This window comes from Amycolatopsis sp. NPDC051758 (assembly GCF_044453095.1).
Taxonomy (GTDB): Bacteria; Actinomycetota; Actinomycetes; order Mycobacteriales; family Pseudonocardiaceae; genus Amycolatopsis.
This window is the reverse complement of the sequence record NZ_JBITCJ010000009.1, coordinates 355,498-378,424: the sequence shown is the minus strand read 5'-3', so window position 1 is coordinate 378,424 and position 22,927 is coordinate 355,498. Positions and strand designations below refer to the sequence as shown.

The 22,927-nt window shown below is 70.1% G+C and carries 27 protein-coding genes; 15 read left to right on the top strand and 12 right to left on the bottom strand.

The window, feature by feature from the left end; genetic code table 11:
- Positions 1–34: 34 nt before the first annotated feature.
- A complete protein-coding gene (locus ACIA5G_RS37510; protein WP_395932050.1) occupies positions 35–1,150 on the top strand; it encodes a C45 family autoproteolytic acyltransferase/hydolase in 1,116 nt (371 codons plus the stop codon).
- On the top strand, positions 1,147–1,302 hold the full coding sequence (locus tag ACIA5G_RS37505; protein ID WP_395932048.1) for a hypothetical protein: 156 nt from the start codon (positions 1,147–1,149) through the stop codon (positions 1,300–1,302). Before ACIA5G_RS37510 ends, ACIA5G_RS37505 begins: the two co-directional genes overlap by 4 nt.
- 4 nt (positions 1,303–1,306) lie before the next feature.
- On the opposite strand, the gene ACIA5G_RS37500 is transcribed toward ACIA5G_RS37505, so the two are convergent.
- Positions 1,307–1,864: an NADPH-dependent F420 reductase gene (locus ACIA5G_RS37500; RefSeq protein ID WP_395932046.1), complete on the bottom strand. Its 558-nt coding sequence runs from the start codon at positions 1,862–1,864 to the stop codon at positions 1,307–1,309.
- A 68-nt stretch (positions 1,865–1,932) separates the two neighbouring features.
- Between ACIA5G_RS37500 and ACIA5G_RS37495 the strand changes: the two genes are divergently transcribed.
- Entirely contained in the window at positions 1,933–2,256 is a 324-nt protein-coding gene (locus tag ACIA5G_RS37495; protein WP_395932044.1) for a winged helix-turn-helix transcriptional regulator, read from the top strand.
- Here ACIA5G_RS37495 and ACIA5G_RS37490 read toward each other — a convergent pair.
- Both ACIA5G_RS37490 and ACIA5G_RS37485 read right to left on the bottom strand, forming a co-directional pair.
- Positions 2,147–2,818, bottom strand: coding sequence for a hypothetical protein (locus ACIA5G_RS37490; protein WP_395932042.1), 672 nt, complete (start codon positions 2,816–2,818; stop codon positions 2,147–2,149). The two genes, ACIA5G_RS37495 and ACIA5G_RS37490, sit on opposite strands and share 110 nt — an antisense overlap.
- A gap of 254 nt (positions 2,819–3,072) precedes the next feature.
- Positions 3,073–4,053, bottom strand: a complete 981-nt coding sequence (locus ACIA5G_RS37485; RefSeq protein ID WP_395932040.1) for a sugar-binding transcriptional regulator — start codon at positions 4,051–4,053, stop codon at positions 3,073–3,075.
- Between the two features lie 128 nt (positions 4,054–4,181).
- On the opposite strand from ACIA5G_RS37485, the gene ACIA5G_RS37480 reads away from it, so the two are divergent.
- From ACIA5G_RS37480 to ACIA5G_RS37460, 5 genes are read left to right on the top strand one after another with little or no spacing between them, the layout of a single operon-like run.
- Positions 4,182–5,186, top strand: a complete 1,005-nt coding sequence (locus tag ACIA5G_RS37480) for a zinc-dependent alcohol dehydrogenase family protein (protein WP_395932038.1) — start codon at positions 4,182–4,184, stop codon at positions 5,184–5,186.
- A complete protein-coding gene (locus tag ACIA5G_RS37475) occupies positions 5,173–6,513 on the top strand; it encodes an ABC transporter substrate-binding protein (RefSeq protein ID WP_395932036.1) in 1,341 nt (446 codons plus the stop codon). The genes ACIA5G_RS37480 and ACIA5G_RS37475 overlap by 14 nt, the downstream gene beginning before the upstream one ends.
- Entirely contained in the window at positions 6,513–7,445 is a 933-nt protein-coding gene (locus ACIA5G_RS37470; protein ID WP_395932034.1) for a carbohydrate ABC transporter permease, read from the top strand. The genes ACIA5G_RS37475 and ACIA5G_RS37470 overlap by 1 nt, the downstream gene beginning before the upstream one ends.
- Entirely contained in the window at positions 7,442–8,314 is an 873-nt protein-coding gene (locus ACIA5G_RS37465) for a carbohydrate ABC transporter permease (protein ID WP_395932032.1), read from the top strand. The genes ACIA5G_RS37470 and ACIA5G_RS37465 overlap by 4 nt, the downstream gene beginning before the upstream one ends.
- A 2-nt stretch (positions 8,315–8,316) precedes the next feature.
- The gene (locus ACIA5G_RS37460; protein WP_395932030.1) at positions 8,317–9,396 is read left to right on the top strand and encodes an ABC transporter ATP-binding protein; all 1,080 of its coding nucleotides are present in this window, start codon (positions 8,317–8,319) and stop codon (positions 9,394–9,396) included.
- A 57-nt stretch (positions 9,397–9,453) separates the two neighbouring features.
- Here ACIA5G_RS37460 and ACIA5G_RS37455 read toward each other — a convergent pair whose 3' ends face one another.
- The 3 genes from ACIA5G_RS37455 to ACIA5G_RS37445 are packed head-to-tail and all read right to left on the bottom strand — an operon-like array spanning position 9,454 to position 12,121.
- Positions 9,454–9,648, bottom strand: coding sequence for a ferredoxin (locus ACIA5G_RS37455; RefSeq protein ID WP_086858280.1), 195 nt, complete (start codon positions 9,646–9,648; stop codon positions 9,454–9,456).
- A gap of 39 nt (positions 9,649–9,687) precedes the next feature.
- Complete coding sequence (locus ACIA5G_RS37450) at positions 9,688–10,887, bottom strand: cytochrome P450 (protein ID WP_395932027.1); 1,200 nt, start codon at positions 10,885–10,887, stop codon at positions 9,688–9,690.
- Positions 10,888–10,897: 10 nt separating this feature from the next.
- On the bottom strand, positions 10,898–12,121 hold the full coding sequence (locus tag ACIA5G_RS37445) for a cytochrome P450 (protein ID WP_395932025.1): 1,224 nt from the start codon (positions 12,119–12,121) through the stop codon (positions 10,898–10,900).
- Positions 12,122–12,300: 179 nt separating this feature from the next.
- Here ACIA5G_RS37445 and ACIA5G_RS37440 point away from each other — a divergent pair, with 179 nt between their 5' ends.
- Both ACIA5G_RS37440 and ACIA5G_RS37435 read left to right on the top strand, forming a co-directional pair.
- On the top strand, positions 12,301–12,942 hold the full coding sequence (locus tag ACIA5G_RS37440) for a TetR/AcrR family transcriptional regulator (RefSeq protein WP_395932023.1): 642 nt from the start codon (positions 12,301–12,303) through the stop codon (positions 12,940–12,942).
- 66 nt (positions 12,943–13,008) lie between these two features.
- The gene (locus ACIA5G_RS37435) at positions 13,009–13,791 is read left to right on the top strand and encodes a hypothetical protein (RefSeq protein WP_395932021.1); all 783 of its coding nucleotides are present in this window, start codon (positions 13,009–13,011) and stop codon (positions 13,789–13,791) included.
- Between the two features lie 384 nt (positions 13,792–14,175).
- Here the strand turns inward: ACIA5G_RS37435 and ACIA5G_RS37430 are convergent, their stop codons facing one another.
- The 5 genes from ACIA5G_RS37430 to ACIA5G_RS37410 all read right to left on the bottom strand — a co-directional run bounded on the left by ACIA5G_RS37430 (position 14,176) and on the right by ACIA5G_RS37410 (position 18,310).
- Positions 14,176–15,042: an aldehyde dehydrogenase family protein gene (locus ACIA5G_RS37430; RefSeq protein ID WP_395932019.1), complete on the bottom strand. Its 867-nt coding sequence runs from the start codon at positions 15,040–15,042 to the stop codon at positions 14,176–14,178.
- The gene (locus ACIA5G_RS37425) at positions 15,035–16,468 is read right to left on the bottom strand and encodes an aldehyde dehydrogenase family protein (RefSeq protein ID WP_395932017.1); all 1,434 of its coding nucleotides are present in this window, start codon (positions 16,466–16,468) and stop codon (positions 15,035–15,037) included. The genes ACIA5G_RS37430 and ACIA5G_RS37425 overlap by 8 nt, the downstream gene beginning before the upstream one ends.
- Positions 16,468–17,442 (bottom strand): deoxyribose-phosphate aldolase, encoded by a 975-nt coding sequence (gene deoC / locus ACIA5G_RS37420; protein WP_395932015.1) that lies wholly within the window; start codon positions 17,440–17,442, stop codon positions 16,468–16,470. The genes ACIA5G_RS37425 and deoC overlap by 1 nt, the downstream gene beginning before the upstream one ends.
- A 93-nt stretch (positions 17,443–17,535) precedes the next feature.
- Complete coding sequence (locus ACIA5G_RS37415; RefSeq protein WP_395932013.1) at positions 17,536–17,670, bottom strand: hypothetical protein; 135 nt, start codon at positions 17,668–17,670, stop codon at positions 17,536–17,538.
- 28 nt (positions 17,671–17,698) lie between these two features.
- Positions 17,699–18,310 carry a DUF1707 domain-containing protein gene (locus tag ACIA5G_RS37410; RefSeq protein ID WP_395932292.1) on the bottom strand — a complete coding sequence of 204 codons (612 nt, stop codon included), beginning with the start codon at positions 18,308–18,310 and terminating at the stop codon, positions 17,699–17,701.
- An 85-nt stretch (positions 18,311–18,395) separates the two neighbouring features.
- On the opposite strand from ACIA5G_RS37410, the gene ACIA5G_RS37405 reads away from it, so the two are divergent.
- The 5 genes from ACIA5G_RS37405 to ACIA5G_RS37385 are packed head-to-tail and all read left to right on the top strand — an operon-like array spanning position 18,396 to position 22,257.
- The gene (locus ACIA5G_RS37405; protein WP_395932011.1) at positions 18,396–18,830 is read left to right on the top strand and encodes a protein-tyrosine phosphatase family protein; all 435 of its coding nucleotides are present in this window, start codon (positions 18,396–18,398) and stop codon (positions 18,828–18,830) included.
- A gap of 5 nt (positions 18,831–18,835) precedes the next feature.
- Positions 18,836–19,459, top strand: coding sequence for a uracil phosphoribosyltransferase (gene upp / locus ACIA5G_RS37400; protein WP_395932009.1), 624 nt, complete (start codon positions 18,836–18,838; stop codon positions 19,457–19,459).
- Positions 19,460–19,493: 34 nt separating this feature from the next.
- Entirely contained in the window at positions 19,494–20,432 is a 939-nt protein-coding gene (locus ACIA5G_RS37395; protein ID WP_395932007.1) for a pentapeptide repeat-containing protein, read from the top strand.
- The gene (locus tag ACIA5G_RS37390) at positions 20,429–21,004 is read left to right on the top strand and encodes an RNA polymerase sigma factor (RefSeq protein ID WP_395932005.1); all 576 of its coding nucleotides are present in this window, start codon (positions 20,429–20,431) and stop codon (positions 21,002–21,004) included. The genes ACIA5G_RS37395 and ACIA5G_RS37390 overlap by 4 nt, the downstream gene beginning before the upstream one ends.
- Positions 21,001–22,257, top strand: coding sequence for a hypothetical protein (locus tag ACIA5G_RS37385; RefSeq protein WP_395932003.1), 1,257 nt, complete (start codon positions 21,001–21,003; stop codon positions 22,255–22,257). Before ACIA5G_RS37390 ends, ACIA5G_RS37385 begins: the two co-directional genes overlap by 4 nt.
- On the opposite strand, the gene ACIA5G_RS37380 is transcribed toward ACIA5G_RS37385, so the two are convergent.
- Positions 22,230–22,847 (bottom strand): TetR/AcrR family transcriptional regulator, encoded by a 618-nt coding sequence (locus tag ACIA5G_RS37380; RefSeq protein ID WP_395932001.1) that lies wholly within the window; start codon positions 22,845–22,847, stop codon positions 22,230–22,232. The two genes, ACIA5G_RS37385 and ACIA5G_RS37380, sit on opposite strands and share 28 nt — an antisense overlap.
- Positions 22,848–22,927 lie beyond the last annotated feature (80 nt).

Sequence of the window (22,927 nt, the reverse complement as noted above, 5' to 3'; positions counted from 1 at the left end):
TGCCTTTTCCCGACTGCTCGGTCATCGTGATCACATGGTGGCGACAGTCGGGGAGCACCGGATCGGCGACGTGCGCTGGACGGTCGTCAGCGGTCCCCGGGAAGCCGCTTTCCGGGCGCTCGGGGAGTACGCCGCCGCGGACATCCGGACCGTCCTCGACGGACTGTCGTCCTGGCCGGTGACCGAGCGGGCGCGCCGGTCGCCGGTGCTGTTCCGGGCGATCGAGTCGGCGTGCCAGGTCGAGCACCCGGACGCCTACGCCGAGCTGACGGCGCTGGCCGCCGGCGCCGGAGTGCCGTTCGACGACCTGCTGCTGGCCAACCTGCGTGGTGACCTCGGCACCGGCGACGGCACCGGCTGCACCGACCTGGCGTGGGTCGGTTCGCCGAGCCTGGTCGGGCACAACGAGGACGGCGCGCCGGTGTTCGACGGCGTCGGCCGGCTGCTGACCCTGCTGATCGACGGCGAACCCGGCGTCTGCGTCTGGTGGTACCCGGGGTTCCTGCCGGCCAACACGTTCACGCTCACCACGCACGGGCTGGTGTGGGGGATCGACAGCGTCGGCGTGGTCGCGCCTTCGCCGTACTCGGGCCGGCACTTCGTGGCGCGCTCGGCGCAGCGGGCCGTCACGGTGGCGGAGGCGGTGTCGCTGCTGCGCTCGCACGCGTCGGCGGGCGGGTTCGCGTACACGATGGGTCAGGTCGGCGAGCCGGCGGTGACGGTGGTCGAGAAGGCCGGGCACGAGACCGCGGTGACCACTGTGGGCAGTGGGCTTCACTGGCACACCAACCACTTCCGCCAGCTCCCGCCGAACCTCGACGCGGCTCCGGAGGAGAGCCTGAACCGGGCCGAGGTGTGCGCGCACCTGGCGCCGGTCGCGCCGGACGCGAAGTGGCTGGTCTCGACGTTGACCGGCGAGATGTACCGCAGCGCGTCCGGCGACGACCCGCTGATGACGTTGAGCACGGTGGTGACCGACCTGGCCGACGGCACGGTGACGGTGGTGCCGCGGGGCGGGGCGCCGCTGCGGGCCACGGTGGCGGACCTGGCGGCGGGCGACGTGGACGCAGTGGGTGCGCTCAATGGCGCAACCGCGCCAGGCGGTTCCGGGGTTAACGTGGAGGCTCGCCCAACCTGGGAGGGACCATGATGAAGCGTTTGCTGGCCGGGATCTTCGTCGCCGCTGCGGTGGTCGTGGGCCTGGGGCCGGCCGCGTCGGCCGCCTCGATGGTGGAGTACGCGCTGGCGCCCACCCCGGTCGGGTACGGCACCGACGCGACCGCCATCGAGTACGGCCTCTGACCGCTCAGCTCGCCGGAACCAGGATCGCCCGGGCGTCCTCACCCGCGAACCACAGACCGATGGCGAACGCCGCCGTCGCCTCCAGCAGGTGCGCCCGGTCGAGGCCGCCGCCGAGCACCGGCCGGCAGCCGACGTCGCGGACCAGCGTGCGGACCGCGTCGAGGGCCGCCGGGTCGTCACCGCAGAGCGGGACCGCGAGCGTCGCGGGCGGCTTCCGCCAGACGTCGGCCGGGGCCAGGTTGAACGCCTTGACAACGTGCGCGTCCGGGGCGCAGACGGCGATCCGGGTCGCGACGGGGGTGCCCGGCGGGGGCTCGGTGCCGGTCGGGCCGGGCTGGTTGGTGCAGTCCACCAGGACCTTGCCGCGCAGCGGTCCCGCTGCCGGCAGGACTTCGAAGACGGCGTCCGCGGGGATCGCCAGGAGCACGACGTCCGCGAACGCCGCCACCTCGGCCCAGGTTCCGGTGCGGCGGCCGGCCACCCTCAGTTCGTGGCCGGCGTCCGCCCAGTGCGCGCCCAGCGCCGTCGCCATCGCGCCGGTGCCGAAGATCCCGATCCGCATCCGTCCTCCTTGTGCTTGGCTGGTACCAGCACGACGGTAGGAACCCGGGAAGGAACCGAACGGTAACCATGGACTTTCTCGCCGACTGCCGGACGCGGCTCGCGTTCGACCTGGTCGCCAACACGTGGAACCCGGTGGTGCTGTGGGCGTTGCGGCTCGGCCCGCGCCGGCACGGCGAGCTCCGGCGCACGATCGGCGGGATCAGCGCGAAGGTGCTCACGGAAACGGTGCGGCGCCTGGAGTTCGACGGGCTCATCGAGCGACGCGAAGGCGCGTACACCCTTACGCCGCTGGGGGAGACGCTGCTGGCGCCGATCGAGGGCTTCGGGCGGTGGGCGGCTGAGCACGGCGACGACGTCGTCGCCGCTCAAGACCGAGCACGATCAGCGTGACCAGCGACAACGCGGGCAGCGGGTAGCCGGTCAGGATCCCGGCGCCGACGTCGACGGTGGGCGCGACGATTCCGGCGCCGAACACCCAGGTCGGCGCGGTCGGCGGCTTCGCGGCGGGTGACCACGGGGTCTTCTTCCACGGCTTCGCGATCGAAAGCCACGCCTGGAAGGAAAGCGCGCTCGCCATGAGCGACGCCCCGGCGATCTGCGCCCAGCTCGCGGAGCCGGTGTCCGCGGAGTCGCGCAGCGCGGGGGAGAGCAGGAAGATCCCGGCGTAGAGCTGGATCAGCGTCAGGGCGAACTTCGTGAGCACCCACCAGTACCGGGTGTAGCCCCAGGCGGTCGCGCCGGCGAGCAGCAGGCCGGTGAACGCCGAGACGTTCGCCATCGGGGCGAGGAGAACGGAGTCGAGCCGATCGGCCATCGACGTCGCGGCCGGGCTCGGAGCCGTCAGGGCCAGGCTCATCAGCACAACGAGGGCGAGGGCCTGGCTCATCCAGGCGACCGAGGACACGACGTGCAGCCAGACCACGGCCTGCCGCCAGCGCGGGGAAGTCTTCACGCCTCCAGGCTCGCCGAGCGGCCCGGTCGGCACATCGGGCGCGACCCGGGTTTCGCCCCGGAGCCGCCGGGGCTCCCGCTGCACCCGCCGGAGTACGAAGCCGGCGGAGCCGTACCACCGCGGGAGTAGTGCCGGAACCCGGAACTCGCGTGATCAGCGGCGGAACTCGCGTGATTGAGCGCGGAACTCGCGTGATTGGGCGCGCATCTCGCGTGATCAGAGGGGCATCTCGCGTGATGGGAGGGGCGACACGGTCAGCGGGGTGGGTTTTTGGCGGCCAGGGCCAGGAGGGGGACGGCGGCGGCGGCGTCGGTGATCAACGTCGAGACCATGCCGGACCGCAGGACCGCGTCCACCGCCGAAGCCTTCGGCTTGCTGTAGCCCAGGGCGATCACCTCCGGCACGGCCGTCAGCTCCTCGTGGCTGATCGCCAGCACGTGGTGGGCCAGGCCGGTCGACAAAGCGTTTCCGGACGCGTCGAACAGCCGGGCCGCGACCTCCGCCGTCGCGCCGCGGGCCGCGATCGCCGCGCGCTCGGCTTCGTCCAGCGCGTCGTAGACCGTCGACTCGCCGGGCTGCCACGCGCCGATGCTGACCACCGCCTTGGTCAGGTGCTTGAACTGGCCGAACGTCTCCGCGATGCCGGGCTGGCGCCGCAGCGTCTCGGTCGTGCGGCGGTCGGGGAGCACCAGCGGCCCGAAGATCGGGTAGGCGTCGCCGCCGGACACCGACGTCACGCGGCTGACCGTCTCGACCGAGCGGCCGCGCATGTCCATCCCGGCCTGCACCCCGCAGAGCTGGACGACCGGGCAGCGCGGCAGCGTCCGGATCGCCTCGGTCATCGCGTTCACCGACCGCGCCCAGGAGAGCCCGACGACGTCGTCGGACCGCACGACCTCCTCGAGCAGCCGGGCCGCCAGCGTGCCGATCTTCGCCCGGACGACCTCCTTCGGCTCCCGCTCGGTTGAGCGTTCCAGGACCAGCGCGCGCTCGAGGCCGTAGGCCGAGCGCACCTCGTCCGACAGCGCCAGGTCCACCGGCGCGGGCAGCGAGAACTCCACCCTGACCAGGCCGGACTCCATGGCGGTGTCAAGCATCCGCGCAACCTTGAACCGGCTGACGCCGAACTCGTCGGCGATCTCCAGCTTGGAGCGTCCCTGCACGTAGAAGCGCCGGGCGACGGTCGCGAGCAGCATAGCTTCGGTCAGCGAGCCCTGCTTCTTAGACGTGCTCATATGAGCACTATAGCTAGAAATCCGCCCGAAAGGTTGACGTAACACCGACGTCAGACCTCTAATGCCTTCACAAGTACTCGACGCCATAGGTCAACGCCGCTCATATGAGCGCGAGGAAGGGGCTTGGCATGCGTGCCGCCATCATCGACCGGCCCGGGCAGATCCGGGTCGGCGAGGTGCCCGATCCGAAACCGGGGGAACGGCAGGTCGTCGTCAAGGTCGGTGCGTGCGGCATCTGCGGCACCGACCTGCACATCGCGGACGGGCACTTCCCGCCCACCCCGTACCCCATCGTCCCCGGTCACGAGTTCGCCGGGGAGATCGTCGAGCTCGGCGCCGACGTCCAGGGCGGCTGGCAGGTCGGCGACCGCGTGGCCGTCGACCCGTCGCTGTTCTGCGGCTACTGCGGCCCGTGCCGCTCCGGCCACGGGAACCTGTGCGCGAACTGGAACGCCACCGGCGACACCGTCGACGGCGCCTTCGCCGAGTACGTCGCCGTCCCGACGGCCAACTGCTACCGCATGCCCGACACGATGACCTGGGAGCAGGGCGCGCTGGTCGAGCCCGTCTCCTGCGCGGTGCACGGCGTGCGCCGCGTCGGTGTCGAAGCCGGCGAGCGCTTCCTCGTCGTCGGCGCCGGCACGATGGGCCTGATCATGCAGCAGCTGCTGCAGCGTTCGGGCGCGGAAGTCACGGTGGTCGACCGGAACAAGGACCGGCTGCCGCGCGCCACGAGCCTCGGCGCCGTCGCCACCGCGGCCGACGTCGACGAGCTGAACGGCGAGAAGTTCGACGTCGCCGTCGACTGCACCGGCGCCGCCCCGGCCATCGAAGCGGCCTTCGACTCGATCCGCCGCGGCGGCCGCCTGCTCGTCTTCGGCGTCGCCCCGGCCGAAGCCCGCGTCGCGCTTTCGCCGTTCCGCATCTACAACGACGAGATCACCATCGTCGGCTCGATGGCCGTGCTCAACAGCTACGGCGCCGCGCTCGACCTCGTCGCGAGCGGCGCGATCGACACCGGCGCGCTGCTCACCGACACGCTGCCGCTGGAGCAGTACCCCGAGGCGCTCGCCAAGATGCGCAGCGGCTCGGGCCTCAAGGTGCAGGTACTCCCCGGAGGTGGCCGTGCGTAAGCTCCTCACCCTCTTCGCCGCGACGTCCTTGCTGGCCACCGGCTGTGCGGGCGCCGGCTCGGTCGGCACCGGCAACTCGACGCTCGTCATCGCCATCGTGTCCAACCCGCAGATGAAGGACGCGATCTCCCTGGCCCCGGAGTTCGAGAAGGCCACGGGGATCAACCTCAAGTTCGTGTCGCTGCCGGAGAACCAGGCCCGCGCGAAGATCACCGCGTCGACCGCCACCGAGGGCGGCGAGTTCGACGTCGTGATGATCAGCAACTACGAGGCGCCGCAGTGGGCGGCCAACGGCTGGCTCGAGAACCTCGAGCCGCACATGAAGGCCACCCCGACCTACGACGAAAGCGACTTCATCCCCAGCATCAAGCAGTCGCTGTCGTACCAGGACCAGATGTACGCGGTGCCGTTCTACGGCGAGTCGTCGTTCCTGGCCTACCGCAAGGACCTCTTCGAGAAGGCCGGGATCACCATGCCGGCCAAGCCGACCTGGCAGCAGATCGCCGAGTACGCGGCGAAGCTCGACGACAAGGCCAACGGTGTCGCGGGCATCTGCCTGCGTGGCAAGCCGGGCTGGGGCGAGAGCCTCGCGCCGTTCACCACGGTGGCCAACACCTTCGGCGCGCAGTGGTTCGACAAGGACTGGAACGCCAAGCTGACGTCGCCGGAGTTCAAGGAAGCCGCGAACTTCTACGTCAACCTGATCCGCGAGCACGGTGAGGTCGGCGCCTCCAGCGCCGGGTTCTCCGAGTGCGGCACGCGCTACACGCAGGGCAACGCGGCGATGTGGTACGACGCGACGGTCATGGCGGGCACCAACGAGGACCCGTCGAGCAGCAAGATCGTCGGCAAGTCCGGGTACGCGCCGGCGCCGGTGGTCAAGACGCAGGCCAGCGGCTGGCTCTACACCTGGGCGCTGGGCATCCCGAAGGTCGCCAAGGACAAGGACGCGGCCTGGAAGTTCATGGCCTGGATGACCGACAAGGCGTACGTGCAGAAGGTCGGCCAGACCTACGGCTGGAACCGCGTCCCGCCGGGTGTGCGCCAGTCCACCTACGACATTCCCGACTACGCCAAGGCCGCGCAGGCCTACGCGAAGCCCACGTTGGACGGCATCGCGGACGCGAACCAGCAGAAGGCCATGGCCAACCCGGTGCCCTACCCCGGCATCCAGTTCGTCGGCATCCCCGAGTTCCAGGACCTGGGCACCCGGGTGAGCCAGCAGCTGTCGGCGGCCATCGCCGGCCGCGAGTCCGTCGACGACGCCCTGAAGCAGTCCCAGGAATACGCCCAGACGGTGGGCGACTCCTACAAGGCGGTGCAGTGATGTCCACGCTCTCCGTAGACAAGCCCAAGACCCACACGCACTCGAAGGCCGAGGAAAAGAAAGGCCTGAGCACCGCGGCCAAGCGGCGGCTGCCGCTGCTGCCGGCGTTGATCTTCGTCATCGCCGTGACGCAGCTGCCGTTCCTGCTGACCGTGTTCTACTCGTTCCAGTCCTGGAACCTGGTCCGGCCGGGCTCGCGCCACTTCGTCGGCCTGGACAACTACATCGACGTCTTCAGTGACACGACGTTCCTGGTCGCACTGCTGAACACGGTGCTGCTGACCGTGGTCTGCGTGCTCGTCGCGCTGCTGCTCGGCCTCGGCCTGGCGATCCTGCTGGACCGGAAGTTCTTCGGCCGGGGTGTGGTCCGGACGCTGCTGATCACGCCGTTCCTGATCCTGCCGGCAGCCGGCGCGCTGCTGTGGAAGACGACGATGTTCGACCCGACCTACGGGCTGCTGCACTTCGTCTTCGGCACCGACGTCGACTGGCTTTCGGAGTTCCCGCTGGCCTCGGTGATGGCCCAGATCGTGTGGCAGTGGACGCCGTTCATGATGCTGCTGATCCTGGCCGGGCTGCAGAGCCAGTCCAAGGAGGTCCTGGAGGCCGCTTCGGTGGACGGCGCGAGCCGCTGGCGGACGTTCGCGTCGATCACGCTGCCGCACCTGTCCCGGTTCCTGCAGCTGGCGACGCTGCTGGGCGCGATCTACATCGTGAACAGCTTCGACGCGATCTTCCTGATGACGCAGGGCGGGCCGGGCGTGGCCAGCACCAACCTGCCGTACTACATCTACCAGCGTGCGTTCGAAGGCTTCGACGTCGGCCAGTCCTCGGCGATGGGTGTCATCGTCGTGATCCTGACGATGATCGTCGCCACCTTCGCCCTGCGCTTGATGTTCCGGACCTTCTCGGTGGACGGAGGCATCAAATGACCACCGTCGAAACCCGCCCCTCGACCGCCACCGCTGCACCGCCGGCCCGCAAGCCGAAGCGCAAACTCGGCCCGGGCGCGCTCACGATCGTCACCTGGGTGATCGCGATCCTGTTCGTCTTCCCGCTGCTGTGGATGATCCTCACGGCGTTCAAGCAGGAGGCCGACGCCTACACCGACCCGCCGAAGCTGTTCTTCAGCCCGACGTTCGACCAGATCGCGAACGTGCTGAAGGGCGGGTTCCTGCCGTACGTGTCGAACTCGGCGTTCGTCACGGTGCTCTCGACGCTGCTGGTGCTGCTGCTCGGCATCCCGGCCGCGTACGCGCTGTCGCTGGCGCCGGTGAAGAAGACGTCCAACGCGCTGGGCTTCTTCCTCTCGACGAAGATGCTGCCGATCGTGGCGGCGATCATCCCGCTGTACATCATCTCCCAGAACACCGAGCTGCTGGACACGGTGTGGGCGCTGGTCATCCTCTACACGTCGATGAACCTGCCGCTGGCCATCTGGATGATGCGGTCGTTCTTCCTGGAAGTGCCGCACGAGATGATCGAAGCCGGGCGGATCGACGGCGCGAACCTGCCGACGCTGCTGCGCAAGATCATCATGCCGGTGGTCGCGCCCGGGATCGCGGCGACCGCGCTGATCTGCGTGATCTTCTCCTGGACCGAGTTCTTCTACGCGGTCAACCTGACGGCGGCGCGGGCCGGCACGGTGCCGGTGTTCCTCGTCGGGTTCATCACGAGTGAGGGCCTGTACTGGGCCCAGCTGTCCGCCGCCGCGTTGCTGGCCTCGCTGCCGGTGATGATCGTCGGCTGGTTCGCGCAGAACCACCTCGTCCGGGGTCTGTCGATGGGAGCGGTGAAGTAGTCATGGCGGGAGTCAGTTACGAACAGGCGTCACGGATCTACCCCGGCACGCACGAGGTGCGGGCGGTCGACAAGCTCGACCTGGCGGTGCCGGACGGCGAGTTCCTGGTCCTGGTCGGGCCGTCGGGCTCCGGCAAGTCGACGGCGCTGCGGATGCTCGCCGGGCTGGAGGACGTCGACGAGGGCGCCATCCACATCGGCGAGCGCGACGTCACGAACCTGCCGCCGAAGGACCGCGACATCGCGATGGTGTTCCAGTCCTACGCGCTGTACCCGCACATGACGGTCGCCGACAACATGGGCTTCGCGCTCAAGCTGCGTGGACTGTCCAAAGCGGACATCGACGCGAAGGTGGCCGAGGCCGCCAAGATGCTGGACCTGACGAAGTTCCTGGACCGCAAGCCGAAGGCGCTGTCCGGCGGCCAGCGGCAGCGCGTCGCGATGGGCCGGGCGATCGTGCGCGAGCCCAGCGTGTTCCTGATGGACGAGCCACTGTCCAACCTGGACGCGAAGCTGCGGGTGGAGACCCGGGCGAACATCGCCCAGCTGCAACGCCGGCTCCGGACGACGACCATCTACGTCACGCACGACCAGGTCGAGGCGATGACCATGGGCGACCGGGTGGCGGTGCTCAAGGACGGTGTCCTGCAGCAGTGCGCGTCGCCGCGGGAGCTGTACGAGAACCCGACGAACTCGTTCGTGGCGGGGTTCATCGGGTCGCCGGCGATGAACCTGGCGACGTTGCCGCTGGCCGAAGGCGGCGTCAAGCTGGGCGACGTGGTGCTGCCGCTGCCGCGGTCGGTGGTCTCGGCGGCGTCGTCGCAGGACCTGAAGGAGGTCACCTTCGGGGTCCGGCCGGAGTCGCTGGAGCTGGTCTCCGAAGGCGGCTTCGAGCTGGTGGTGGAGCTGGTCGAGGAGCTCGGCGCGGACGCCTACCTGCACGGCAAGGTCGGCGACGACCGGTTTGTCGTCCGGGTCGACGGCCGCACGCCGCCGCGCATGGGTGACAACGTGCGCGTCGGCCTGCGCGGCGAAGGCGAGACGCACGCCTTCAACCCGGAGACGACCCTGCGCCTCTCCTGAAGAAAAGAGCCACGGCCACCTCGCGAGAACCCCTTACCCGCGAGGTGGCCGTTCTCATCACTCCTGGAGCGAGAGGGCCTGGCTCGGGCAGACGTGCACCGCTTCGCGGGCCTTCTCGACCAGCTCACCTTCGGGCGTCTCGTTCAGGACGATGACCGTGCCGTCGTCCTCGCTCTGGTCGAACAGCTCGGGCTCGGTCAGCACGCACTGCCCGGCGCCGACACACTTGCCGGTGTCCGCGATGATCTTCATGGTTCTTCTCCTGTGGTGGGCGGGCCGTCCGGTCGATCTCTACCAGGTCACCGGCAGCCGGTACAGGCCGTAGATGTTCGCGTCGTCCTTGAACGGCAGCTGTTCCGCCGGTGCTCCCAGCTCCAGCGTCGGGATGCGGCGGAAGAGCGTGTCGAAGACGATCTGCAGCTCCATCCGGGCCAGGTTCTGGCCGAGGCACTGGTGCGGGCCGAAGCCGAAGGCGACGTGGTGACGTGCGCCGCGCTCGATGTCCAGCTCGTCGGCGTTCTCGAACGCGCGCGGGTCCCGGTTCGCCGCGTACCCCAGCGCCAGCACGCCCTCACCCGCCCGGATGAGCTGGCCGCCGACCTCGACGTCCCCGACGCACAGGCGTGCGGTGGCCGCGTCGACGATCGTCCAGTAGCGCAGCATCTCCTCGACGGCGTCGAGCGTCTTGCCCGGGTCGGCCTTGATCGCCGCGAGCTGCTCCGGGTTGCGGAGGAACCCCACGGTGGACAGCGAGATCATGTTCGCCGTCGTCTCGTGCCCGGCCACCAGCAGCAGGAAGCCGGTCGCGGCCAGCGAAGCTCGCCGGTAGGTGCCGTCTTCGCGGAGCTTGACGATCTGCCGGCCGAGCAGGTCGTCCGGCGGGTTCTCCTCCTTCGCCGCGATCAGGTCTTCCATGTAGCCGCGGATGGTGTCGAACGCCGCCCGCCGCTCCTCCGGCGTGGTCGAGCGCTTGATCAGCTTCGCCGTGTGTTCCTGGAAGAAGCCGTGGTCGGCGTAGGGCACGCCGAGCATCTCGCAGATCACCAGCGACGGCACCGGCAGCGACAGCGCCTCGACCAGGTCACCCTGCTTCGGCCCGGTCAGCAGCGCGTCGATCCGCGTGTCCACGATCTCCTGGATCCGCGGCCGCAGCGCCTCCATCCGGCGCACGGTGAACTCGCCGAGCACGGCCTTGCGGGCCGGCCCGTGCTCGGGCGCGTCCATGGTGATCATGGTGCGCTCGTCACCCCGCCGCCGGAACCCGCCCTTGACCAGCTGCGGGAAGTCCGGGTGCTGCCGGTCGGCGCTGAACCGCCGGTCGTTGAGCACCGCGCGGACGTCTTCCAGCCGGGTGACCACCCAGGCCTCGCCGCCGTCGGGCAGCCGCACCCGCGCGACGGAATCCTCCTCGCGGATCTCCTCGTACGCCGGCGGCGGCGAGAACGGGCACGTGCGGGTCATCGGGAATTCGTGCTTCTCGGCAGTCGTCATGGTGTTCTCCTCACCAGGTGACGGGCAGGCAGTAGAGGCCGAAGATCGACGAGTCGTGCTTGAACGGCAGCTGGTCCACGGGCGCGGCCAGCTTCAGCTCCGGGAGCCGGCGGAAGAGCGTGTCGAAGACGATCTGCAGCTCCATCCGGGCCAGGTTCTGGCCGAGGCACTGGTGCGGGCCGAAGCCGAAGGCGACGTGGTGACGCGCGCCGCGCTCCAGGTCCAGCTCGTCCGGGTTGTCGAACGCCTCCGGGTCGCGGTTGCCGGAGTAGCTCAGGCCGAGCACGCCCTCACCTTCGCGGATCAGCTGCCCGGCGATCTCGAGGTCCTCGGTGGCGACGCGCGAGGTCGCGAACTCGGCGATCGTGAAGTACCGCAGCAGCTCCTCGACGGCGTCGAGCGTCTTGCCGGGGTCGTTCTTGATGATCGCGAGCTGGTCCGGGTTCTCCAGCAGTGCGACGGTGCCGAGCGAGATCATGTTCGCCGTCGTCTCGTGGCCCGCGATGAGCAGCAGGAACGCCAGCGAGACGAGCGAGTCGTGGTCGGCGTCGCCGTGCTCTTCGCGCTGCTTGGCGATCTGGCGGCTGAGCAGGTCGTCGGCCGGTTCGGTCTCCTTGGTGGTGACCAGCTGGTCGAGGTAGGACTGCAGCTCGTCGACGGCCTTGACGCGGGTGTCCTGGTCGACGTCCCGGTTGAGCAGGGTCGAGCTGCGGACCTGGAAGAACTCGTGGTCGGCGTACGGGACGCCGAGCAGCTCGCAGATGACCAGCGACGGCACCGGCAGGCTGAGCGCGGTGACCAGGTCGGCGGGCTTCGGGCCGGCCAGGATCGCGTCGATGTGCTCGTCGACGATCTGCTGGATCCGCGGCTGCAGCGCCTTCATCCGCTTGACCGTGAATTCGCCGACGACCTCGCGCCGGGCCGCGCCGTGCTGCGGCGGGTCCATGTTGATCAGCGACGCGGTGAAGTTGGTCCGCCGCACCGGGCGCCCCTGCTTGGTCAGGAACGGGAAGCCGGGGTTGAACCGGTCGGAGCTGAAGCGCGGGTCGGTCAGCATCTGCCGGACGTCTTCGAGGCGGGTGATCGCCCAGGCCTCCTGGCCGGACTGCAGCTCGACGCGCTGGACGGGGCCGGCTTCACGCAGCTTTTCGTAGGCCGGCGGCGGTGCGAACGGGCAACTGCGCTCGAGCGGGAAGACCTGGTCCGTGGTGGTGGGATCGGCAACTTCGGTCATATCGGGCCCCCTAAATCGGACGTAAAGTATGCGGAGGATTACATTCCGGTTCCATCACCCAACGTACCGAAGCGGAAGGAAGTCGTCCACTAGCTAACGGGTGACTCCCTGTGGATGCAGTGTGTGGCCGCTTGACCATGCGAGAATCGGCGCGCGCGATCCAGCGAGAGGCGAACGGCATGACGGCAGACCCCGAGACCACCCTGCGGGCGGACGCGCGGCGCAACCGCGACCAGATCCTGGCCGCCGCGAAGAGCATCTTCGCCACCTCGGGTCCCGAGGTGCCGATGGAGGAGATCGCGCGCGCGGCCGGCGTCGGCGTCGGCACGCTCTACCGGCGCTTCCCGGACCGCGACGCGCTGGTCCGCGCCGTCGCGATGGACAACTTCGAGCGTGTGCTGATCGACGCGAAGATGATCGCCGCCGAGGAGACGTCGTCGTGGCGCGCGCTGGAGCGGCTGCTCCGGCAGTCGGTGGAACTGCAGCTGGTCGTCCAGCTGGCCATGGTGTCGCACCGGGCACTGGTGATCCTGAAGGGCGACCCGGAGGTCCGCCGGCTGCGGGACGAGATCCTCACGGTCCTGGACGGCTTCGTCGCCGGCGCCCAGTCCGAGGGCAAGCTCCGCACGGACGTCGGCGCGGGCGACATCGCGATCCTGTTCGCGACCCTCCTGCGTCAGATGCGCGCGAAGTCCGCGGACGTGGCGGAGCTGGCGGCGCGCCGGTGCGTCGGGATCATGATCGACGGGCTCAGCGCCCGGCCGGGCACCGCCCTGCCGGGCCGCCCGATCACCGCCCAGGATCTCGAACCCGAGGAATGATTTTCCGCGATTTTCGGGGTAGTGTCGATGGTTGCCGTAAGAATTGCGACCGCGGGCGGGAAAAAAATGCGAGCTGTGCTGTTGGTCATTTCCGTGCTCCTGCTCGCCGGGTGCAGTGCCGCCCCGGCGCCGGTCGCGGCTCCCGCCGCGGGGACTTCGGCGTCCGCGCCTGCGCCTAGTACTCCTGCGGCAACGGCGGCGCCGAGCTGCGTGACGCCGGAGTTCACCACGAGCGAGACCGACGGCGGCTGGGACGACGGCGGATACTACGTCCACAACAACATGTGGAATTCCGACGAAGCGGGCCCGGAAACGTTGTACGCGTGCGCGTACAACAACTGGTACGTCGAATCGACACAGCCGTCCACGACGTCGGTGAAAACCTATCCGAACGTGCACAAGGACATCAACAACCTGGACGGAAAACCGTTCAACGACTATTCGGTCATCAAATCCACGTTCGCCGGCCGCGGCCCGGGTGTCGGCATCTACGACGTCGCGTACGACCTGTGGCTCAACGGAGTGGGCGACGGCGACGGTGTCACCGAGCTGATGGTGTGGACGGAGAACCTCAAGCAGGTCCCGTCGGGCGACAAGCTGACGACGTACACGGCGGGCGGAGCCACGTACGACGTCTGGGTGAAGGACGGGTACGTGGCATTCGTGTCGCAGGCAACGCAGTACTCGGGCAGCCTCGACCTGAAGGCGATGGTCGCGTGGTCGATCGGCCAGGGCTTCATCCCGGCCAACCCGACGGTGAACCAGATCGGCTACGGCATCGAGTTCTGTTCGACGGACGGCGGGAAGGCGCGGTTCACGCTGACGGACTTCTCGGTGACGATGAGCTAGCGGGCGTACCGCTGGATGGTGCGCTGGGACGGGCGGAAGGTGCGGGCAACTCCCAGGTCGACCACGTGGAGCTGACGTAGAAGACGAGCGACGTCCTGAGGCCAGCTTCGGCGGGCACCGCGAGCGCGCCGATCGCCAAGCCTGATTTCCGCCGGTCGAGGACGTACCCTGCGGAACGGCCGACACCTAGCCGCGGCCAAGACCATCGTCGTGCCGGATACCAGCAGGAAGAACCCCGGTGCTGACCGTCCACGTGTGCACCGCGCCCGTCCCGATCGGGAGCAGGAAACCGCGATCGGGATCCCGGCTCGACACCCTGGCGTCGCCGGACGCGACGGAGGCCACCACCCGGGCTCGTCCGGGTGGTGGCCTCCGTGCGCGAACTCAGACGCCCAGCGGGTGCCAGACCGTCTTCGCCTCCAGGTACCTCCGCAGCCGCGAAAGGTCCGGGGCCGCCGTCCAGTCCGGCTCCGCCTCGGGGACCGTCAACACCCGCTTCACCGTGTTAGCCGCTTCGCGTGCCAACTCCGGGCGATCCGATGGCAGCGCTCCGGTCGGGTCCAGCGCGTTGACGTCGCCGTGGGAAGCCAGCCACGAACCCAGCTCGGACGCGCGGCCCGTGAGGATGTTCGCCACGCCGCCCGGGACGTCCGACGTCGCCAGGACCTCCGACAGCGTGATCGCCGGCAACGGACGTTCCGCGCTCGAGACCACCACCGCCGTCGAGCCCGTCGCCAGGACCGGGGCCAGCACGCTGACCAGGCCCAGCAGGGACGACTGCTGCGGCGCCAGGATGCCCACCACGCCGGTCGGCTCCGGGACCGTGAACGAGAAGTACGGGCCCGCCACCGGGTTCGCCGCGCCGAGGACCGTCGCGATCTTGTCCGTCCAGCCCGCGTACCAGACCCAGCGGTCGATCGCCGCGTCCACAATGGACTCGGCTTTCTTCGCCGCCAGGCCCTCCGAGGCGGAGACTTCGGCGATGAACTGGTCGCGACGGCCTTCCAGCACCTCCGCCACCCGGTACAGGACCTGGCCGCGGTTGTACGCCGTCGCCGCCGACCAGCCCGGGAACGCCTTGCGGGCCGCGACCACCGCGTCGCGGACGTCCTTGCGGGACGCGTGCGCCGCGTTGGCCAGGAACTTGCCCTTCGCGTCCGTCACCGGGTAGACCCGGCCGGACTCCGAACGCGGGAACTTGCCGCCCACGTACAGCTTGTACGTCTTGGCGACGGAAATCCGATCAGACATCGAGGTAAGCCTCCAGCCCGGTGCGGCCGCCTTCGCGCCCGAAGCCGGATTCCTGGTAGCCGCCGAACGGGGCGGTCGGGTCGAAGCGGTTGAAGGTGTTGGCCCAGACCACGCCGGCGCGCAGCTGGTTCGCCATCCACAGGATCCGGGAGCCCTTTTCGGTCCAGATGCCGGCCGAAAGCCCGTACGGCGTGTTGTTCGCCTTCGCGACGGCCTCGTCCGGCGTGCGGAACGTCAGCACCGACAGCACCGGTCCGAAGATCTCCTCGCGCGCGATCCGCATCGACTGGTGGACGTTCGCGAACACCGTGGGGGCGAAGAAGAAGCCGCGGTCCGGCACCGGGCACGGGCTGGTCCAGCGCTGCGCGCCCTCGGCGTCACCCGACTCGACGAGCCCGCGGATCTTGGCCAGCTGCTCGGCGGAGTTGATCGCGCCGACGTCGGTGTTCTTGTCCAGCGGGTCGCCGATGCGCAGCGTCGAGACGCGGTAGCGCAGCTTCTCCAGCACCTCTTCGGCGATGGACTCCTGCACCAGCAGCCGCGAGCCCGCGCAGCAGACGTGGCCCTGGTTGAAGAAGATGCCGTTGACGATGCCTTCGATGGCCTGGTCGAGCGGCGCGTCCTCGAACACGATGTTCGCCGCCTTGCCGCCCAGCTCCAGCGTCAGCTTCTTCGGTGTGCCCGCGACCTGCCGCTGGATCGCCTTGCCGACCTCGGTCGAGCCGGTGAACGCGATCTTGTTGATGTCGGCGTGCTCCACAATGGACGCACCGATGTCACCCGCGCCGGGCAGGATGTTCACCACGCCCGGCGGCAGCTCGGCCTGCTGGCAGATCTCGGCGAACACCAGCGCGGTCAACGGCGTGGTCTCGGCCGGCTTCAGCACCACGGTGTTGCCGGTGGCCAGCGCGGGCGCGATCTTCCAGGCCAGCATCAGCAGCGGGAAGTTCCACGGGATGATCTGCCCGGCAACGCCCAGGGGCTGCGGATTCGGCCCGTAACCTGCGTATTCCAGCTTGTCCGCCCAGCCCGCGTGGTAGAAGAAGTGCGCCGCCGCGGTCGGGACGTCGGAGTCGCGCGACTCCTTGATCGGCTTGCCGTTGTCCAGGCTCTCCAGCACCGCCAGCTCGCGCGAGCGCTCCTGGATCAGCCGTGCGATGCGGAAGAGGTACTTCGCGCGCTCGCTGCCCGGCATCTTGGCCCAGACACTCGTGTAAGCCTTGCGCGCGGCCTTGACCGCGGTGTCCACATCGGACTTCGACGCGGTGCCGACCTCGGCCAGCACCTCTTCGGTGGCCGGGTTGATCGTCTTGAGCGGCTCACCCGAGCCGTCGACGAACTCGCCGTTGACGAACGGCTTGTAGTGGTCCTTCAGGTTCGCGATGGCGCGCGACTCGGGCGCCGGTGCGTACTCGAAAACAGGCATCAGTCCACCGTCACGTAGTCGGGGCCGCTGTAGTGGCCGTCCACCTGGGTGCGGCGCTGCAGCAGCAGGTCGTTGAGCAGGCTGGACGCGCCGAAGCGGAACAGGTCCGGGGTCAGCCACTGCTCGCCGGCGACCTCGTGCACCGCGACCAGGTACTTGATCGCGTCCTTCGTGGTCCGGATGCCGCCCGCGGGCTTGACACCGCGCAGCTCGCCGGTCTGGACGTGCCAGTCGTGCACGGCCTGCAGCATGATGTGCGTGACCGGCAGCGTCGCGGCGGGGGAGACCTTGCCGGTGGACGTCTTGATGAAGTCGCCGCCGGCCAGCAGCGCCAGCCACGACGCGCGCCGCACGTTGTCGTAGGTCGCCAGCTCGCCGGTCTCGAGGATGACCTTCAGGTGGGCGTCGCCGCAGGCGGCCTTGATGGCCTGGATCTCCTCGAAGACGTCCATGTAGCGGCCTTCGAGGAAGGCGCCGCGGTCGATCACCATGTCGACCTCGTGCGCGCCCGCGTCGACGGCGATCTTCGTGTCGGCCAGCTTGATCTCGCGGCTCGTGCGCCCGGCCGGGAAGCCGGTCGCGACGCTGGCGACGTGCACGCCGCTGCCCTTGAGGGCTTCGACGGCCGTCTCGACCATGTCCGGGTACACGCAGACGGCGGCGACGCGCGGGGTGTCCTGGCGTTCGGGGTCGGGGCGGACCGCCTTAGCGGCGAGCGCCCGGACCTTGCCGCGGGTGTCGGCGCCCTCCAGCGTGGTCAGGTCGACCATGGAGATGGCGGTGTCGATGGCCCACCGCTTGGCGTCCTTCTTGATGCTGCGCGTGCCGAGGCCCGCCGCGCGCTGCTCGACGCCGACCTGGTCGACACCGGGCAGCCCGAGCAGGAAGCGGCGCAGGCTCGCTTCGTCGCGAGTCGCGTCCGCCAGTGGCGCCGGGGTGGCCGGCGCCGCTGACGTGCTGGTCGTGGCTGTCATGGGCCTGAGTCTAGGCGGCCGGTCCGGCACCGCGCGGCGTCCGGCGGCGGGTCACCCTGTGTGACACTCCAGGCGAGTCATGTCACGTGCCGATCAGTACCGCCGGCAGATGTCGGTGCCGGGATTCAGGCACCAGCCGTCCGGAGTGGCCGCGGAAGCGGGGACCGCGGTCAGGACAACGGTCAAGACGAAGAAGCCGGCCGTGACGATCCGAGTGAAAGCGCGCATCAAGCCAAGCTAGCCGCTGAGAACCCCGTCAGCCTTCGATTTGCGGAGGTTCGCTGCGCCGGGCCGGCTTGCGGTAGATGACGACGCCGCCCCAGAAGCCGAGGCCGTTGATCTTCACCGTCGGGGCCGTCGGCGGGGCCGGGGGTGCGCCCGACTTGTCCTCCAGCACGAACCCGCCCATGAAGCCGATGCCGGTGACGTCCACGTTGATGTCGTCCGGGACCGTGATCTGGATGCCGCCCATGATCGCGACCGCGGTGATCGTGCAGTGCTTCTCGGCGAAGCGGGCCTGGCGCAGGTCGATCTCCGCGCCGCCCCAGAACGCGAAGCTGTTGTGCTGCGGGGGCAGGACCCAGCTGCCCTTGCGGACCGCGCCGGACAGGACGCCGATCGACACCGGGGAGCCCGGGTAGCCGCCGACCCGCTGGTCGGGGAAGCCCAGCGCCCGGGTGGTCGCCGGCTCGACCGCGGCGTTCGAGGACGGCAGGTCGACCGTCACCGGTTTGAGCTCCCCGATCGTCTTCGCCGCGTACACCGTCGTGAGCCGCTCTTCCAGCTCGTTCACCGTGATCCGCCCTTCGGAGAGGGCGTTGTGCAGCACCTGGGCGACGCGCTCACGATCGGCGTCGGAGGCCCGCATCTGGTCGGGCGTCAGTTCGCTCACCCGGGGCAGCCTAGCGGCGAAAACCACCCTGCGTGTCCACCTTTCAGAGGACACTGGGCCGATGGGGTCGACAACTGTGGAGTTCCCGGACGGCGTCCGGGTCCGCGGCCGCGGGCTGGGCCGCCCGCGGCCGGACGAGCCGGAGCCGGACTTCGGGCTGTACCTGGGGACGAGCCGGCTGCGGCGCAAGCACGGCGGCGGCCTCACCTGGCCGCACGAATGGGTCACCTGGCCGGACTTCCTGCTGCCCGTCAAGCCCGCGGAAGCCCGCCGGCAGATCGAAGCGCTCCACAACCGAGCGAAGACCGAGAGCGTCGAAGTCGCTTGTTACGGCGGAGCCGGGCGGACCGGCACGGTGATGGCCTGCCTGGCCATCCTCTCCGGTGTCCCCGCGGACCAAGCCGTCGCCTGGGTGCGGGAGCACTACAACGAACGCGCCGTCGAAACACCCTGGCAGCGCGGCTGGGTGAAAAGGTTCGGGGGACGGCTAGATTGACCCGCATGGATGTGCACGTCGTCGACCACCCCCTCGCGAAGGCCCGGCTCTCCACGATGCGCGACGCGCGCACCGACAGCGCCGCGTTCCGGGCCGCGCTGCACGAGCTGACCGTCATGCTGGTTTACGAAGCCACGCGCAACGTGCCGGTGCAGACCACGCCGATCCACACGCCGGTCGCCCGCACCGAGGGGTACACGCTGGCCAAGCCGCCGCTGCTGGTCCCGGTGCTGCGCGCCGGGCTGGGCATGGCCGACCAGGCGCACAAGCTGATCCCGGACGCGCAGATGGGCTTCGTCGGCCTCGCGCGCGACGAGGAGACGCTGAAGCCGACGCCGTACCTCGAGTCGCTGCCGGAGTCGCTGGCCGACCGGCCGGTGCTGGTGCTCGACCCGATGCTCGCCACCGGCGGCTCGATGGAGTACACGATCCGGCTGCTCACCGACCGCGGCGCCGACGACGTCACGGCCATCTGCGCGCTGGCCGCGCCGGAAGGCCTGGCGCACCTGGAGAAGACCGGTCTGCCGGTGCGGGTGGTCACCGCCAGCATCGACGAGCGCCTCAACGACTCGGGCTTCATCGTGCCGGGCCTCGGTGACGCCGGTGACCGCCAGTACGGCGCCGTCTAGCGCGTTGCCGGTCCTGAAGTGGCGGTGGGTCGCCGTGACCGCCGCCGTGGTCGCGGTCGTCACGGCCGGGCTGCTGTGGCTGCTGCTGGCCTGGTCCGGCGAGCCGAACGCGCCGGTGCGCATCGACGCGGTCAAGACGGCGTTCGGCATCGGCGCGGGCATCGGCGGCGTGTTCGCGCTCTGGCTGGCGACGCGCCACCAGCGCACGCTGGAGCTGCAGCTGGCCGAGACGACCCGCATGGCCGGCGTGACCGAACGAGACCTCGAAGAACGGCGCGTCACCGAGCTCTACACGAAAGCCGTCGAGCAGCTCGGCAACGACAAGGCGCCGGTGCGCTTCGGCGGGCTCTACGCGCTGGAGCGGCTCGGGCAGGACAACCCGAAGCAGCGCCAGACGATCGTGAACGTGCTGTGCGCCTACCTGCGGATGCCGTTCCAGGGCCCGGCCGCCGGACTCCGGGGCAGCGCGGCCCCGGAGAAGGTCGACTACGACGAGAGTGAGATCCAGGTCCGCCTGGCCGCGCAGGAACTGCTCAAAACGCACCTGAGCCACGGCGAACCGGGCTACTGGCCGGGCATGTCGGTCGACCTGCAGCGGGCCACGCTGGTCGACTTCCGGCTGAGCGGCTGCACGCTCGAAGCCGCCGACTTCAGCCGCGCCCGGTTCGTCGGCGCGGTCCACATCCGCGGCACGACCTTCGCGCGCCAGGCGGGGTTCTTCGGCTCGGTGTTCACCGCGCCCGCGAACTTCGACCGGACGGCCTTCGAGGAAGGCGCGTTCTTCTCCTACGCGCGCTTCGGCGGCGACGTCCGCTTCACCCGGACGCGGTCGGGCGGCCAGTTCCTCTTCTCCCACACGGTTTTCGAGGCGGAGGCCGACTTCGAGGGCGGGCGGCACGAGGAGATCGACCTGTCCGAAGCGGAGTTCGGAGCCACAACACCCGGAGCGGTGCCGGCCACAGACGGGGTGTGAGCAGCCAAACGGAGGTGCCGGTGGAGCAGGCCGGTGACCGGGAACTGTGGGACCGGGCAGCCGGGGGTGACGAAGGCGCGTTCGCCGAGCTCTTCGAGCGGCACGCCGCGGCCGTCTGGAACCACGCCTACCGGCTGACCGGCTCGTGGTCCGGCGCCGAAGACCTGACGTCCACGACGTTCTTGACCGCTTGGCGCCGCCGCGCCGACGTGACCCTGGTGCGGGACAGCGCGCTGCCGTGGCTCTACACGGTGGCCGGCAACGCCGCCCGGGACGAGTATCGCGGCGCCAGACGGCGGTTGCGGCTCCTGCGGAAGATCCACGACCCGCCGGTGGTGTCCGACCACGCCGACGCGGTGGCCGAGCAGCTCGACGGTGAACAGCGGCTGCGGCAGGTCGTCGAGGCCGTCCGGACGCTGCCGAAGGCGCAGCGCGAGGTGGTCGAACTCTGCCTGCTCGGCGAGCTGAGCATCGCCGACGCGGCCGCGCTGCTGACCGTCGCGGAGGTCACCGTCCGCTCCCACCTGTCCCGGGCCCGCGCCCGGCTGCGTTCCCTGCTGGAGGAGAAATGAGCGACGACCTGCGAGAGCTTCCGCCGCGGCGCACGCTGCCGGACGACGTCCGAGACCGCCTGCGCGCCGAAGTCCGCCAAGGCCTCGCGAAGCCGCGGCAAAAGACCCACGTCTGGTACGCCGCCGCGGCCGCGGTGCTGGTCCTGGCCGCGGGCGCGGTCGTCGTGACGCGGCAGCTGCGGCAGCCCGCCGAGACGCCGCCCGCGGTCACCGGCGGCCTGACGCTCGACGCCGAGCTCGCGACGTCGTCCCTGGACCGCTGCTGGGCCGCGGTCCAGGCGGCGGGCAAGACCGACCGGGTGCCCCCGCGGGCGGACTGGGTCCCGCTGTTCACCGAGGAGGCGGCGGGCGACGCGGTGGTCGCGGCCACCGCCGCGGGCAAGCCGATGTTCTGCGAGACGACCGGGACGACCGTGACGCTGTCGGACCCGGGCGCCACGCCCGCGTACGCGGTCGGCACGCGGTCCGGGCTGCTGCTGCACAGCGCGACCGGGCTGGCCGCCGGGGTGGTCGACCCGGCCTGGCCGAAGGCGAGCCTGGCGGCGTCGACGCTCCGCTCGTCGAGCGGGACCGACCTCGAGTTCTCCCCGGTCAGCCACCAGTTCGTGACGCTCACCCGCACCGCCCCGGACCGGACGCGGCTCGCGCTCATCGACGGCGGGTCGGGCCCGCCCCGGAAGGCGGACCTGCCGCCCGCCCCGGCGCCCCTCCTCTCGGTGACCGACCGCCCGGACGCGGCCGACCGGACCTCCCCGGCGGGCCGGGCGCTGGGTGACTGCCTCGCCGATGCCGAGGAAGTCGTCCCGGACGCCGCGGCCTACCGGCCGGGACCGCTGGTGACCGAAGACGGCTACCAGGTCGTGATGGGCCGCCGGGGTGACCGGGTGCTCGTCTGCACGCGGGAACCGGACTACCAGCGGCCGGGGCGGACGCAGGCCCGTGTTTACCCCGACCTCGTGGAAAACCGGCAGGTCCCGGCGCGCGTCCTGTTGGTGAGCACACTCGGCGGCACCGAGTCGGGCGCGGCGCCGGGGAAGGCCCGCACGCCGTTCCCCGTGGTGCTGCCCGCGTCGGCGACCTCGGCGGGCTTCGAGTTCGGCGCCGGCGGCGGCGCCGACCTGGTGGTCACCGACGGCATGGCCCTCGCCTGGGTGCCGAGGAGCGTCGCCGCGACGCCCGGCGTGAAGGTGCACGTCCGGGCGTGGGACGCGAAGGACAACCTCGTCTACGACGGGTGGTTGCCGTTGTTCTGAGGCCGCAGCCAGCCGGAGGCGTTCGCCCGCAGGGCCGTTTTGTACGAGCCGGTGACGTCGAACTCCTCCGGCAGGTTGCCGGTCAGTTCGAGCGAGACGAGCCCGTGCACGAAGGCCCAGCAGCCGACCGCGATCGTCTCCGGGGGCACGTCGAGGAAAACGCCGTCGGTGATCGCCTGGCGGATGATCAGCTCGAGTGGCTCGAGCGTCTGGCGGGCGAGCTTCTCGGCGTCTTCGTTGGGCTCGAACCCGGGGACGGACCTGGTGAACATGATCCCGTAGAGGTTCGGGTCGGCCAGCGCGCTCGTGCGGTAGGCGCTGCCGAGCGCGACGAGGTCGTCGACGGGGTCGCCGGTCAGCGGTGTGCCGGCCATCCGGGCGCCGAAGCGGCGGAAGCCCTCGGTGTAGAGGGCGTTCACCAGATCGGGTTTGCTGCCGAAGAGGGAGTACACGGCGGTGGTCGACGTCCCGGCGTCGGCGGCGAGCTTCCGCAGGGAAAGCGCCTTCGGCCCGTCCTCGGCGATCAGCTCACCGGCGCGGTCGAGGAGCTTGAGCCGGAGCGCTTCGTCGTGCGTGCGGGGTCGAGCCATCTACGCAGCGTATCGCAACGCTGTTATTTATAGGAGAGCCAGGAGTTGACCTGGAGTGCACTCCAGGTCGTACTGTCGAG

Excerpts from the sequence above, each read along its gene's own strand:
- ACIA5G_RS37480 (WP_395932038.1), top strand. The coding sequence starts at position 4,182 with ATGCGTGCCGCCATCATCGACCGGCCCGGGCAGATCCGGGTCGGCGAG.
- ACIA5G_RS37470 (WP_395932034.1), top strand. The coding sequence starts at position 6,513 with ATGTCCACGCTCTCCGTAGACAAGCCCAAGACCCACACGCACTCGAAG.
- ACIA5G_RS37415 (WP_395932013.1), bottom strand. The coding sequence starts at position 17,670 with ATGCGCGCTTTCACTCGGATCGTCACGGCCGGCTTCTTCGTCTTGACC.
- ACIA5G_RS37430 (WP_395932019.1), bottom strand. The coding sequence starts at position 15,042 with ATGTCTGATCGGATTTCCGTCGCCAAGACGTACAAGCTGTACGTGGGC.
- ACIA5G_RS37465 (WP_395932032.1), top strand. The coding sequence starts at position 7,442 with ATGACCACCGTCGAAACCCGCCCCTCGACCGCCACCGCTGCACCGCCG.
- ACIA5G_RS37385 (WP_395932003.1), top strand. The coding sequence starts at position 21,001 with ATGAGCGACGACCTGCGAGAGCTTCCGCCGCGGCGCACGCTGCCGGAC.
- ACIA5G_RS37495 (WP_395932044.1), top strand. The coding sequence starts at position 1,933 with ATGGACTTTCTCGCCGACTGCCGGACGCGGCTCGCGTTCGACCTGGTC.
- ACIA5G_RS37440 (WP_395932023.1), top strand. The coding sequence starts at position 12,301 with ATGACGGCAGACCCCGAGACCACCCTGCGGGCGGACGCGCGGCGCAAC.
- ACIA5G_RS37445 (WP_395932025.1), bottom strand. The coding sequence starts at position 12,121 with ATGACCGAAGTTGCCGATCCCACCACCACGGACCAGGTCTTCCCGCTC.
- ACIA5G_RS37380 (WP_395932001.1), bottom strand. The coding sequence starts at position 22,847 with ATGGCTCGACCCCGCACGCACGACGAAGCGCTCCGGCTCAAGCTCCTC.
- ACIA5G_RS37505 (WP_395932048.1), top strand. The coding sequence starts at position 1,147 with ATGATGAAGCGTTTGCTGGCCGGGATCTTCGTCGCCGCTGCGGTGGTC.
- upp (WP_395932009.1), top strand. The coding sequence starts at position 18,836 with ATGGATGTGCACGTCGTCGACCACCCCCTCGCGAAGGCCCGGCTCTCC.
- ACIA5G_RS37485 (WP_395932040.1), bottom strand. The coding sequence starts at position 4,053 with ATGAGCACGTCTAAGAAGCAGGGCTCGCTGACCGAAGCTATGCTGCTC.
- ACIA5G_RS37460 (WP_395932030.1), top strand. The coding sequence starts at position 8,317 with ATGGCGGGAGTCAGTTACGAACAGGCGTCACGGATCTACCCCGGCACG.
- ACIA5G_RS37410 (WP_395932292.1), bottom strand. The coding sequence starts at position 18,310 with ATGCGGGCCTCCGACGCCGATCGTGAGCGCGTCGCCCAGGTGCTGCAC.
- ACIA5G_RS37510 (WP_395932050.1), top strand. The coding sequence starts at position 35 with ATGGTGGCGACAGTCGGGGAGCACCGGATCGGCGACGTGCGCTGGACG.
- ACIA5G_RS37455 (WP_086858280.1), bottom strand. The coding sequence starts at position 9,648 with ATGAAGATCATCGCGGACACCGGCAAGTGTGTCGGCGCCGGGCAGTGC.
- ACIA5G_RS37500 (WP_395932046.1), bottom strand. The coding sequence starts at position 1,864 with ATGCGGATCGGGATCTTCGGCACCGGCGCGATGGCGACGGCGCTGGGC.
- ACIA5G_RS37425 (WP_395932017.1), bottom strand. The coding sequence starts at position 16,468 with ATGCCTGTTTTCGAGTACGCACCGGCGCCCGAGTCGCGCGCCATCGCG.
- deoC (WP_395932015.1), bottom strand. The coding sequence starts at position 17,442 with ATGACAGCCACGACCAGCACGTCAGCGGCGCCGGCCACCCCGGCGCCA.
- ACIA5G_RS37450 (WP_395932027.1), bottom strand. The coding sequence starts at position 10,887 with ATGACGACTGCCGAGAAGCACGAATTCCCGATGACCCGCACGTGCCCG.
- ACIA5G_RS37435 (WP_395932021.1), top strand. The coding sequence starts at position 13,009 with ATGCGAGCTGTGCTGTTGGTCATTTCCGTGCTCCTGCTCGCCGGGTGC.
- ACIA5G_RS37405 (WP_395932011.1), top strand. The coding sequence starts at position 18,396 with ATGGGGTCGACAACTGTGGAGTTCCCGGACGGCGTCCGGGTCCGCGGC.